Here is a 13062-nt window from a genome sequence, read left to right as displayed (position 1 = left end):
TAAACGGATCATTCAAATATCCCTCCCGGTTGCTGAGCCCTTCGATTAAACTCAGGATAAACTAAAGTCGAAGCACCGGTCACCTGGTAGTTTCCCGAAGCACAAGATGGGTCTGCAACTTGATCTCGTAAAATTCCACCGGTTCTTTCTTGTTTTTCCGGTCGATCTCGTCGATAAGCAGTGCGGCAGATTCCTTGCCGATCTGAATACTGGGCTGATCTACCGTGGACAGATGCGGTTTTATGTAGGGAGTGACAATCCAGTTGCTGAAACCTATAATGGATACCTCGTCCGGTATGGAGATATTGGCATCGTTCAGATACGAAATGGCTCCAAGGGCAATGTGGTCTGTAATACAAAAAATACCGTCGGTATCGGGATGGGCCTTTAGTAGTTTTTCCGCATTTTCCCTACCTTCGGCAATACTCAGGTCCTCGCAGATATACACCAGCGATTCGTCCGGGGCAATGTCGTGGTCTTTAAGGGCTTTTTGATACCCTTTCAGGCGGGAATTGTAATTGCTGGGAAACTTCGGGCCACCGAACAGCGCGATCTTCCGGCATCCGGATCCGATAAGGTGCTCCACTGCCTTATAGGCCGCCTTTTCATCGTCTATGATCACCTTGGAGCAGTTGACCTGCCGGGTGATCTTATCAAACAACACCAGGGGCACATGGTTTTTTACCACTTTGTGGAGGTGGTCGTAACGGTTGGTCTCGTTGGCCAGGGAGATCAGGATACCGTCTACCCGCTTTTCCAGGAGCAGGTCCACCTGTTTTTCTTCCGTAGCCATAGACTCACCAGAAAACAATACGATCACCTGGTAACCGTGAACATTGGCTTCGGATATGATACCCGTAATGGTCTCGGCAAAAAACTGGTGGTCTATTTTCGGGAGGATAACCCCTATGGTTTTGGATTGATTGCTGCGAAGCGTTACAGCGTGTATGTTCGGCTTGTAATTCAGCTTTTCTGCCAGTAGTTTTACGGCGTGCTTGGTTTCGCTACTTATATCCGGGTAGTCTTTCAGGGCCTTGGACACTGTGGTGACCGACACCCCAAGTATGGAAGCAATATCTTTTAAGGTAACTTGACTCATAGGTATCTCTTTAGTACAGAGAGGCTTTCTACACAAAAACTCTTCGGCATGCATAAGGAGCCATCATACAAAAGAAATACATTTTTTTAGATATAAAAAATGGATATTCAATAAAATAAGTGTTCTGTTATTCCAAATATGTTATATTTTTTGTGCTGAGCGAGTTCGTTGTCAGATAGATATAGGGAATGACCGGACCGGAGATCTATTGTTTGGTATTTAATAATTTTTCAATTTGTTTCTTGTTCTCCGGAAGATAGTTATGTAACACATCCCAGATAATTTCGGGGTCTATTCCGAAATATTCATGAGAGACTTTGTTGCGAAGCAGATACATTTCACTCCATGGGATATCCGGATATTTTTCTTTGATCTCCCCGGGAATGTTTTTGGCCGCTTCCCCTATAATTTCGAAATTTCTGATTACAGCATCTATGGTTTTATAATCCTGTTCGAAATCCATATAAGTCATGTTACGGGTATATTCGGCAATCCTTTCCATGGCCAAGTTCATATCCTCGAGATACATATGGTATGTACGATCTTTTCTTTTCACTAAATATAATAGACCTGTTTAAGGATATTCTCTTTGATCTGGTTTTTAAGCGCTTTTTTAGTCACAAGGTCGATCTTTCTGCGAAAGATATTTTCCAGGAATAATTGAAGAGTGAAAAATTTCCACCCGATAGGTTTTTCCAACTCTACAAGGAGGTCAATATCGCTGTCTTCTGTTTGTGTGTTATCGGAGAAAGATCCGAATAACCCGATCTCTTTTACAGCATAGTCTTTATGAAGAAGGGGTTTTAATTCAGTAAGTTTGGCTAATATTTCATTCCTTGTGACCATATTTCAAATATAATTAAAATTTAACACAAATTGTTCCGCGCAGAAAAGGAATGCAAATGAGTGAAGAACTTATTCTCTGACTCCGTTTAGAAACCCTTTCAGTAATTCGCGTACACTTTCCGTGTTTTCCACATAATACCTGGCACTGGTCTTTTTCAGCCCCACTTTTACGGTAAAGGCCTCTTCCGGGAGTTCCTTGAACATGTATTCGTCGGTCCAGTCGTCGCCAATGGCAAAAATAAAGTCGTAGTCTTTTTCTGCGAGTACGCGTGATGCTGCCCTGCCTTTGTTCACATTGCTGCTTTTGATCTCGATGACCTTATTGCCCTCCAGTACGCTCAGTTCGTAGTTGGATATGAGGCTGGTGAGCACCGTTTTCAGTTCTGTGGCGCGATTCTGGGCCAGCTCGGGGTCGGCCTTGCGGAAATGCCAGGCCAGTGAAAAGTTCTTTTCCTCTATGAATGTTCCGGGCGTGCGGTCTACAAAAGTCTCGATAATGGGCCTCAGGTTTATCATCCAGTCCCTTTTCAGCTTTTCCAGGGCCTGCCATTCCCTGTTCCCTACTTTTAACCAAACACCGTGTTCCACGATCAGGGTATAGCCCTGGTCGCCAAACCATTCGTCAAAAGTTTCCCTGTCCCTGCCGCTTATGATCACCAGTTCTGTGTTTTCCTGCCTGTTAAGGTTGTCCAGGAGTGTATAGAGTTCACTGTCCGGCTTGGCATCTTTGGGCTTATTGGTAAAATTGACCAGGGTGCCGTCGTAGTCGAGGAAGATCAGTCTTTTTCCTGCTTTTTGATAGGAGTTGAACAATTGTTTTTCAATCTCGGGGGTGATCTTTTTGGAGACGATGACATGGTGCAGTGTTTTGGTGGCCTTCAGGGCTTTCATGAATTCCCCGGCCCATTTCTCCACGCTGTAACGTTCCAGCCGTTGCTGTAAAAAGATGTTTCTTTCCTTCTGTTCTTCTTCCGGCATTTCTAGGGCTTTTTTCAGGGTGCCTGCGACCTGCTCAAAATTATTCGGATTGATAAGCAGGGCCTCGTTCATTTCCTTGGCGGCCCCGGCCATTTCACTGAGGACCAGCACGCCGTCCTTGTCTGTTCTTGTGGCTATATATTCCTTGGCTACGAGGTTCATTCCGTCCCTTACGGGGGTGATCAGTGCTACTTCGCAGGAAGTATAAAGGTCGATCAGGTTTTCAAAAGGCATGGAACGGTAAAAATACCAGATGGGAGTCCAGTTTACTGTGGCGAATTTCCCGTTGATACGGCCTACGAGTTCGTCCGTTTCCTTTTTTAATAATTGGTATTGCGGCACATTGGAGCGGGATGGCACAGCCAGCAGGATGAATCGCACTTTTTCCTTGAACTGCGGGTAGTTGTCCAGAAAATATTCAAAAGCCCTCAGGCGGTTGGGGATGCCCTTGGTGTAGTCCAGCCGGTCTATGGAAAGTATCATCTTGGCATCGGGGGCAGATTGTAAATGGGCATCGAGCCGTTTTTGCAGATCGGATTTTTGTTCGGGGGTCTGTTTGTTGTGTGCTATGGCAGCATTGCGAAATTTGTCGTAGTCAATGCCCATGGGGAAGGAATCTACCCGCAGGGTCCTGCCCTGGTAAGAGATCTCGTTGAAGTGGGTGTCCAGCCGCAGTATCCTTCGTACTGAACTCAGAAAATGCCTTTCGTAGTCATAGGTGTGAAAACCGAGAAGATCAGCGCCCAGCATACCGTTCAGCAATTCTTCCCGCCAGGGGAGCGTGCGGAATACTTCGTAGGAGGGAAAGGGAATATGAAGAAAAAAACCGATGGAAGTATTGGGGCGCTCTTTCTTGATAAGCCCCGGCAACAGCAGCAACTGGTAGTCGTGCACCCATATGGTATCGCCATCATCCGTGTGCTGCAGTACCGTATCGGCAAATTTCCGGTTTACCTCTTTATACGACTCCCAATATTCTCCCTCAAAAGCAGTATACTCCATAAAGTAGTGAAACATGGGCCATAGGGTATTGTTGCTGAAACCGTAATAAAAATTGTCGAGGTCTTTTTGAGTAAGGGAAACAGCTGCGCAGTCCTCTCTGGCGATGGCGTTATTCACTTTTTCCACGAGATCGTTGTCCAGATCTTCTTCTGTAAGCCCGGACCATCCTATCCAGAGACTTTCCCCGCCTTCGTGCACGGATTTCATCCCTGTGGCCAGTCCGCCTACACTGGGAGTAATGGCCAGGTTGTTATCGTTAATGGTTATTTGTAAAGGAAGCCTGTTGGAGACAATAATGGTTTTGTTCATCAGTTAGTCGGTTTTTATACTGTTTTCTTTTTCATATTCTGCGTACGTATTTTTTTTCATTCCATAAGTTGCCTCCCCTTTATTTTATTTATTCCGTAAAAGTTAAATTAACCGCTGATTTTTTCGTTAATTTAAGAATTTTATTCGAATTTTAATGCTCGAAAAGGCATTATTCAGGGATAAATGCATCGTGTGCAAAAAGAAAAAAGTCGTAAAATTTGTGTCAATGAGATCACGAATCAGAAAGCAAAACCAAAAAAACACCTCAACCCGGAAACCCGAAACTGACAAGGATCATAAAAACCAATTTTTTAAACTATACTTAAATTGATGGACAATCTCGACTACGGAATCATAGGAAATTGCAAGAGTGCGGCATTGATCTCCAAAACAGGATCTCTGGACTGGTGTTGCCTGCCCGAATTCGACTCCTCTTCGGTCTTTGCCCGACTGCTGGATGATGAGATCGGCGGGAGCTTCGGTTTTCTGGTGTCGGACAGTTATACGATAAGCCAGCGTTACATTCCCAATACCAATATTCTGGTGACCCGGTTTGCGGAAGGGAGTAACATCTTCGAGGTCTATGATTTTATGCCCAGGTACAAGCTCAACGAAGGTAACAGGCATTATGCCCCGCCCGATATTATAAGGTATATGGAACACGTGTCCGGGCAGCCGGTATTCCGGGTGAAGTACGATCCCAGGCTCGAATATGCCATTGCCGATACCTCCACCAAGATCAAACCGGAATATATTGTGAGCGTTACCCAGGAAGGGAAATACGATTCCCTCTACCTGTACAGTAGCCTGGACAAGAAGAAAGTCCTCGGCGGAGAGGAGATACAGCTGGAACGGAATGAGTTCTTTCTGCTCAGTTACAACGAAAAAATATTCCGCCAAACCACGCAGCAGGCCTATCTCGACCTGGAGCGGACCAAGGTCTACTGGCTGAACTGGTCGGAACGGACGCCTTCCTATAAAAAATACAACAAGGAGATCATCAGAAGTGCGCTGACCCTGAAGATGCTCAGCCATAACCGTACGGGGGCCGTACTGGCGGCCGCTACAACCTCCCTGCCCGAGACCATCGGGGAGGTGCGCAACTGGGACTACCGCTTTTGCTGGATACGCGATGCTTCTATGGTGATCAAAGTGGTGTCGGCCCTGGGACATGTTGATGTGGCTAAAAAATACCTGCAATTTATTATTGACATTATACCGGACAAGGACGAGAAGCTCCAGATCATGTACGGGATCAATAAGGAAAAGACGCTGAAGGAAGAAACCCTGGACCACCTTAAAGGCTATGCAGGTTCCAGGCCGGTGCGTATAGGAAATGCCGCTTACGAGCAGCGGCAGAACGATATTTACGGTATTTTGATGGATGTGATCCACCAACAGATCGTAAAGTTCGAGACCTCGCTGGACAACTGTGAAGAGCTGTGGACCATTACCAAGGGCATCGTGTGGGTGGTACGCGAGCACTGGGAGGAACCCGATAAGGGCATCTGGGAATTCCGTACCGAACAACGGCATTTTACCTTTTCCAAAGTGCTTTGCTGGGTAGCCATAGACCGGGCCATTAAAGTGGCCCATATTCTCGGTAAAGCCAATCACGTGACCAAGTGGATGGACCTGGAGCGCGAGATCAGGGAGGACATCCTGAAAAAGGCATGGAGCGAAAAAGAACAGGCCTTTACCCAGGCCTATGGCAGCGACGACCTCGATGCCTCCGTACTGTTGATGGAACCCTACGGTTTTATCGAAGCCGGCGACCCCAGGTATGTAAGGACCGTCAAGGCCATTGAAAAAGAGCTTTGCCATGAAGGTTTGCTGTATCGTTATAAAAACAAGGACGATTTCGGGTTGCCCTCCTCTTCCTTTACCATTTGTACCTTCTGGTTTATCAACAGCCTGTATAAGATAGGAGAACACAAAAAAGCCATTAAAATGTTCAAAAAGCTGCTGTCGTACAGCAATCACCTGGGGCTGTTCAGCGAAGATATCGACTTTAAGACCAAGCGGTTGCTGGGGAACTTCCCGCAGGCCTACTCACACCTGGCGCTGATAGAGACGGCCATAAACCTTTCTAATGTAATTACTGAAGAAGAAGAGATCAAAGTGGCCGTACACTGATGTTTTTACGGTTCGGGATGCGGTGTAATTGGTTGAGATTTGTAGGTGTTGATGGAGATTTATAGAGACTTACTGTATTTATCATTTGTTGTAATGTATCCTTATAACCCTGTAAATCTCCATCAACAAGCCCCCGATCACCGATCACCAGTTACCGACCACCGATCACCAAATACTGAACACCGCCCCCCGCATTTTTGAATTTTAAAATTTCTTGTAGCTCCAGTTAATTATTCCTTTTACCTTTGTATTTCCTATAAAAAAACCGGACATGACTAAAAAGAATAACAAGCTGAGAAGAGAGGCTTTGGTGTATCATGCTAAACCTCAGCCGGGCAAGATCAAGGTGGTTCCTACAAAACGCTATACCACGCAAAGAGACCTGGCGCTGGCTTATTCTCCCGGGGTGGCGGAACCCTGCCTGGAAATAGAGAAAGATCCCCGCAATGCCTATAAATATACTTCCAAGGGAAACCTGGTCGCTGTGATATCTAACGGAACAGCGGTGCTCGGGCTGGGAGATATAGGCCCGGTAGCAGGAAAACCGGTGATGGAAGGAAAAGGACTGCTGTTCAAGATATTTGCCGATATCGATGTGTTTGATATAGAAGTGGACACTAAGGATGTGGACAAATTCATCGAGACCGTAAAGAACATAGCCCCGACCTTCGGGGGGATTAACCTGGAGGACATCAAAGCCCCGGAAGCATTTGAAATAGAGCGGAGGCTTAAAGAAGAGCTGGATATCCCCGTGATGCACGACGACCAGCATGGTACGGCCATCATATCGGCCGCGGCCTTGCTGAATGCCCTGGAGATCTCGGACAAAAAAATAGAAGATATAAAGATCGTGGTAAGCGGCGCGGGTGCGGCAGCAGTTTCCTGTACCCGGTTGTACAAGGCTTTCGGTGCGAAAGCGGAAAATATTGTGATGCTGGACAGTAAGGGAGTTATCCGGAAAGACCGTGAGAACCTCTCTGGCGAAAAGCTGGAGTTTGCTACGGACAGGAAGATAGATACGCTCGAAGAGGCCCTGAAAGATGCCGATGTGTTCATCGGCCTGTCTATTGCCGATATCGTAAGCCCTGAAATGTTGTTGTCGATGGCCGAAGACCCGATCGTTTTTGCCATGGCCAATCCCAACCCGGAGATTGCCTATGACCTGGCTGTGGCCACGCGAAAAGACATCATCATGGCTACAGGGCGTTCCGACCACCCCAACCAGGTGAACAATGTGCTCGGGTTTCCGTTTATCTTCCGTGGCGCATTGGATGTGCGGGCCACCAAGATCAACGAGGAAATGAAAATGGCTGCTGTGGTGGCTCTGGCCGAACTGGCCAAGGAAACCGTCCCGGAGCAGGTGAATATCGCTTACGGGGAGACCAAGCTCAACTTCGGCAGGGATTATATCATTCCCAAGCCGTTCGACCCGAGGCTTATTGCCAAAGTCCCTCCCGCAGTGGCAAAAGCCGCTATGGAAAGTGGTGTGGCTACCGAACCCATCGACGACTGGGAAAGATATGAAGAAGAACTTATGCAAAGGCTGGGCAACGATAACAAGATCGTACGTTTGCTCCACAACAGGGCCAAGACCGACCCCAAGCGCATTGTATTTGCCGAAGCCGACCAGCTCGATGTCTTAAAGGCGGCCCAGATCGTTTACGAAGAAGGTATAGGACATCCCATACTCCTGGGCCGGGAAGATATGATCCGGGAACTTAAAAAAGAGATCGAGTTCGACATCGATGTCCCCATTATCGACCCCAAGACCGATGAGCATAACGACAAAAAGAACCAATATGCAAAACGCTATTGGGAAAGCAGGCAACGAAGCGGAATTACACTGTACGAAGCGGAAAAGAAGATGAGAGAACGCAACTTTTTTGCCGCGATGATGGTCAATGAAGGCGATGCGGATGCCCTGGTCACGGGATATTCGAGGAGTTATCCTTCCGTGGTAAAACCCATGCTCGAACTTATAGGAAAAGCCAAAGGAACAACCAAGGTAGCTGCCATGAACCTGATGATCACCGAAAGGGGCCCCATGTTCCTTTCCGATACCTCCATCAATATCAATCCAACGGGGAGAGACCTGGCCAAAATAGTGCAAATGGCGGCTCATACCGTAAAAATGTTCGGCTTTGAACCCGTGATCGCCATGCTTTCTTATGGTAACTTTGGTTCATCTGCCTTTCCGGAGGCTTCCAAGGTCAGGGATGCGGTAACCTACCTGCACAAATATCACCCGGAGATCATTGTGGACGGGGAACTCCAATCAGATTTTGCACTGAACCGGGACATGCTCCAGGACAAATTTCCCTTCTCCAAGCTGGCGGGCAAAAAAGTAAACACCCTCATATTTCCCAACCTAGATGCGGCCAACATCACCTATAAGTTAATGAAGGAACTCAACAAGGCCGATTCTATCGGTCCTATTTTGCTGGGGATGCAAAAGCCTGTGCATATCCTGCAATTGGGTGCAAGCGTGGAAGAAATAGTGAATATGGCAGCCGTGGCTGTGGTGGACGCACAGGAAAAAGAGAAGCAGGAAAAAGAGAAGAGAGAAAAACAGCAGATGGAGGGGTAGAGGTTACAAGTTACAGGTTTCAGGTTATACACCATCTGAACCTGTAACCAGTAAATGGTATCGATAACACCCCTCAGAAAAATATTTTTTGACGTTTTTGATCGGATTTTTATATATTTGATTTAAAGCATCTTAATTAAAAAACTACAACCTTTATGCGTATTTTTAGACAAACGACCCGTTTTTGTATACTAACGGCAGTGATCTTTCTCTATACGGCTTGTAAGCAGGAGAAGAAAAACGTTGAAAAAGTAGGAATAGTCCCGCAACCTTCAAAGATAGAGTTTCAGAACGATGTCTTTGTGCTGGATGAAGATACCAAAGTTCTGTATCCGGAATCTTTTGCTCCGGTAGCGACATTTTTTTCAGATTACGTCAATAATGGTGCTGCCATTACAATGGGACAGGCCGAAAAAGAATCGGGCAATACTGTTATTTTTAAGGAAGACAGCAGCATTTCCAATCCGGAAGCCTATAAACTCAGTGTAACTCCGAAAAATATAACCGTTTCTGCCGCTTCCCCCAAGGGTGCGTTTTACGCCATACAGAGCCTGAGGCAGCTTATGCCTGTGGATTTGGAAAAAGGGAATTACACGGAAGACGGCGAAAAAGAGATCGCTATCCCCACAGTAGAAGTTTATGACGAACCCCGTTTTGTATACCGCGGACAAATGCTCGATGTAGGGAGGCATTTCTTCCCGGTGGAATTTATAAAAAAGTATATCGATCTGATGGCCATGTTCAAGTTCAATACCTTTCACTGGCACCTTACCGAAGACCAGGGCTGGCGTATCGAGATCAAAAAATATCCTGAACTTACCGAAGTTTCCGCTTATCGCGACAGTACCTTAATAGGCCACTATAACGATAAGCCGCAGAAATGGGACAGGACCCGCTATGGCGGATTTTATACGCAGGAAGAAATAAAGGAAGTAGTGAAATATGCACAGGAACGCTATGTTACCGTGATCCCCGAGATAGAAATGCCCGGACACTCCGAAGCAGTACTGGCGGCCTACCCGGAACTTGGTTGCACCGGTGGCGGGCCATATCAGGTGCAGGGAACCTGGGGAATACACAAAAATATCTACTGTACCAGGGAAGAAACATTTAAATTCCTCGAAGGCGTGCTGGATGAGGTGATCGAACTCTTTCCGAGCAAGTACATCCATATCGGCGGTGACGAAGCCCCGAAAGACAACTGGGAGCAGTGCGAGGTATGCCAGGCCCTCATAAGAAGCGAAGGCCTTGCCGACGAACACGAGTTGCAGAGCTATTTTATACACCGTATGGAAAAATACCTGAACAGCAAAGGAAAACAGATCATAGGATGGGACGAGATCCTCGAAGGCGGACTGGCACCGAACGCCACCGTAATGTCGTGGAGAGGTACCGAAGGTGCAGTGGAAGCAGCCAAACAGCATCACGATGTGATCCTGACGCCAACCTCTCATTGTTATCTCGATTACTACCAGTATAAAGAAGACCAGGAAAAGAAAGAGCCCCTGGCCATTGGCGGGTACCTGCCCCTGCAAAAAGTATACAGCTTTGAGCCCGTTCCCGAAGAACTGACCCCCGAAGAAGAAAAATACGTATTGGGAAGCCAGGTCAACCTGTGGACAGAGTATATAGAAACTCCCGAAAAAGTGGAATACATGGAATACCCCCGGGCCATAGCCATGGCCGAAGTAGCCTGGAGCGCCAAAGAGAACAAGGACTATGATGACTTCCTGTATCGACTGGAACCCGTGCTGAAACGCCTGGACGCCCTGGACGTGAATTACGGAGATAAGAAAGAAGAGGGGATAAAGAAGGAAAAAGACGCAAAGAAAACAGAGGATCAGGAGTAAGCAGCAGGGATATATGATCCTTGTATAGATAAACTGAAGAATTAAAGACGACGAGGTCTCAAAAGTTAATGATATCTACGTCAACCTGAACTTGTTTCAGAATCCCATCCCGATCCGGAAAGATGGGATTCTGAAACAAGTTCAGAATGACGTTTGGCTTATATGACTTTTTGAGATCTCGTTTTTCAATATCAAACCCAATTAAAATGATCGTAGAAATTTGTGCCAGTTCGTTTTTATCTGCCCGGAATGCCCAACAGGCCGGAGCAGACCGTATTGAACTTTGCACCGAACTGGGCGTAGGCGGTATTACGCCGTCTTACGGGCTTATCAGGAAAGTAACGGAAGAACTGGATATCCCGGTCCATGTACTTATCCGGCCGAGAAGCGGAAGTTTTTGCTATGACAGGGATGAGTTCGACATTATGAAAAGAGACATCGTTTTTTGCAGGGAAGCAGGCTGTTCAGGCATTGTATCGGGGGTGCTCACTGCCGATAACGAGCTGGATGTGGAACGCACCAAAGAACTCAAAGAACTTGCCGGCCCGCTTATTTTTACGTTTCACCGGGCCATAGACTGGGTAAGCGATCCGCTGGAAATTGCGGATAAGCTAAAGGAAATAGGAGTAAACCGTATCCTGACCTCCGGACAAAAAGCCACTGCTGCCCTAGGCATGGACACCCTGGTACGGTTAATGGAACACTGCGGGGGCCGGCCCGTTATTATGCCCGGGGGAGGCATCAATGCAGACAATGTCCTGGATTTTGTACGGAATGGGTTCACCGAGATCCATTTTTCCGCAACAACCTTACAGCGCGTATTGGACCAAACCCCGGAAATATCCATGAACAGTCCCAGGTTCCTGGACGAGACCAATGTTACGGTTTCGGACGGGGAGAAGATAGAAACCATCATATCCCGGATAAGAAGGGAAGCCTGATTAGTTTTGGTAATCTGTAAACGGTACTAGCCTCCGCCACGGGAATGTCATTTAGTTCAGCAAATTATCACCCCTTCGGGATTGAAAAAGCCTGAAAGGCTGACATTTTTATAGAAACAAAGGCATTAAAGAGGTTCAAAACCCTGAAAGGGTGATACATTTATTATCCATAACCTTAACTAAATGACATTGCCCTTGATGGAGGGCGAAAATATTCGCAACCAGACAAAAACCTGAAACTTTCTTCCTAATTGTCCTTCACAGGAATCTTGAGGTATGCAACAAAATGATTTTTCTTTATCCCTGTTTGCAGTACAAAATTATTCTGGTATAGCAGGAACAACCGGCGTTTTACGTTTTTTATCCCGATTCCTCCTTTGGGTTTTATAGAACCATCTTCCGGGTTTATGGTATTTTTTACCAGAAAATGAAGGCTCTGGTCTCCGGGGAGGGACTTAAAGGTCAGGTCTATTTGCATCCTTTCTTCTGTATGCCCTCCGTGTTTAAAACAATTTTCTATAAAAGGCAAAAACAACAATGGCGGGGTCTTTACTTCTTCGATATTGCCTATAATGTTGAGTGTAAGATCGATATTTCCACACCGCAATTCTTCCAGGTTGACATAGCTGTTAATATACCGTATTTCCCTGGTAAGGTGGATACGGGGCTCCTGTACTTCATATAGGACATACTGCATGATCTCCGAGAGTTTTACGACCACCCTCGGGGCATTGTCAGATTTTTTCAGGGTCAGCGCATACAGGCTGTTCAGGGTGTTAAAAAAAAAGTGCGGCTGCATCTGTGCCCGGAGGTATTTTATTTCGGTCTGTAATTGTAGTTTCTGGAGTTCATCGCGCTGGTTCTTCACCGAGATCCAGTCTATGGTCAGTTTTATGGCAGAGACAAAAGCGATGACATAAAGTTCCCCGAGTACTACCGTGATAAAGTGGTTAAGGCTCGGAGCTGTCTGGCCTTCGGGAGCTTCGGGCCAGATGGTCTTATCGATGAATACATACATCATTCCTGTTTTGAGGAAATAAAAGAAAACAGAAGAAACGATCATCCATATGATATACGGGATGATTTTCTTGCGGACGATATATTTCGGAATAAGGACATAGATGTGCCAGTAACAAAAGAGAATGCTCACAAAGAAACTCACCAGGTTGGATTTGGCGGAATAAAAGTAATCGTCAAAATAACCGCCCCATCGGATCGTGTTGAAAATGTAATAGAGGACCCAGAAGACCAGGTGATATTTAAGAGGAATGGCGTAGTTGTATGTGATCGGGCCGGAAGTGTTCTTCATGTTTA

Annotated in this window: 9 protein-coding genes; 4 read left to right on the top strand and 5 right to left on the bottom strand. The window is 46.4% G+C overall.

The genetic code is table 11. The features are described from left to right. Nucleotides 1-79 precede the first annotated feature (79 nt). From KN811_RS10780 to KN811_RS10765, 4 genes are all read right to left on the bottom strand, one after another. A complete protein-coding gene (locus KN811_RS10780; protein WP_187966007.1) occupies nt 80-1099 on the bottom strand; it encodes a LacI family DNA-binding transcriptional regulator in 1020 nt (339 codons plus the stop codon). Between the two features lie 205 nt (nt 1100-1304). Next, nucleotides 1305-1655 carry a HepT-like ribonuclease domain-containing protein gene (locus KN811_RS10775; protein ID WP_345725287.1) on the bottom strand — a complete coding sequence of 117 codons (351 nt, stop codon included), beginning with the start codon at nt 1653-1655 and terminating at the stop codon, nt 1305-1307. Further along, nucleotides 1655-1945 (bottom strand): nucleotidyltransferase family protein, encoded by a 291-nt coding sequence (locus tag KN811_RS10770; RefSeq protein ID WP_187966008.1) that lies wholly within the window; start codon nt 1943-1945, stop codon nt 1655-1657. Before KN811_RS10770 ends, KN811_RS10775 begins: the two co-directional genes overlap by 1 nt. Before the next feature lie 69 nt (nt 1946-2014). Beyond that, a complete protein-coding gene (locus tag KN811_RS10765; RefSeq protein ID WP_187966009.1) occupies nt 2015-4234 on the bottom strand; it encodes a bifunctional alpha,alpha-trehalose-phosphate synthase (UDP-forming)/trehalose-phosphatase in 2220 nt (739 codons plus the stop codon). A 330-nt stretch (nt 4235-4564) separates the two neighbouring features. On the opposite strand from KN811_RS10765, the gene KN811_RS10760 reads away from it, so the two are divergent. From KN811_RS10760 to KN811_RS10745, 4 genes are all read left to right on the top strand, one after another. Beyond that, nucleotides 4565-6370, top strand: a complete 1806-nt coding sequence (locus KN811_RS10760) for a glycoside hydrolase family 15 protein (RefSeq protein WP_187966010.1) — start codon at nt 4565-4567, stop codon at nt 6368-6370. A 271-nt stretch (nt 6371-6641) separates the two neighbouring features. Continuing rightward, nucleotides 6642-8957 (top strand): NADP-dependent malic enzyme, encoded by a 2316-nt coding sequence (locus KN811_RS10755; RefSeq protein ID WP_187966011.1) that lies wholly within the window; start codon nt 6642-6644, stop codon nt 8955-8957. 155 nt (nt 8958-9112) lie between these two features. After that, nucleotides 9113-10807, top strand: a complete 1695-nt coding sequence (locus KN811_RS10750) for a beta-N-acetylhexosaminidase (RefSeq protein WP_187966012.1) — start codon at nt 9113-9115, stop codon at nt 10805-10807. Nucleotides 10808-11013: 206 nt separating this feature from the next. Next, on the top strand, nt 11014-11748 hold the full coding sequence (locus tag KN811_RS10745; RefSeq protein WP_187966013.1) for a copper homeostasis protein CutC: 735 nt from the start codon (nt 11014-11016) through the stop codon (nt 11746-11748). Nucleotides 11749-11995: 247 nt separating this feature from the next. On the opposite strand, the gene KN811_RS10740 is transcribed toward KN811_RS10745, so the two are convergent. Then, on the bottom strand, nt 11996-13057 hold the full coding sequence (locus tag KN811_RS10740) for a sensor histidine kinase (protein WP_187966014.1): 1062 nt from the start codon (nt 13055-13057) through the stop codon (nt 11996-11998). Nucleotides 13058-13062 lie beyond the last annotated feature (5 nt).

This window comes from Sinomicrobium weinanense, from assembly GCF_018863395.1.
Lineage (GTDB): Bacteria > Bacteroidota > Bacteroidia > Flavobacteriales > Flavobacteriaceae > Sinomicrobium > Sinomicrobium weinanense.
The sequence above is the reverse complement of the archived record's forward strand: the minus strand, read 5'-3'. Positions and strand labels throughout refer to the sequence as shown.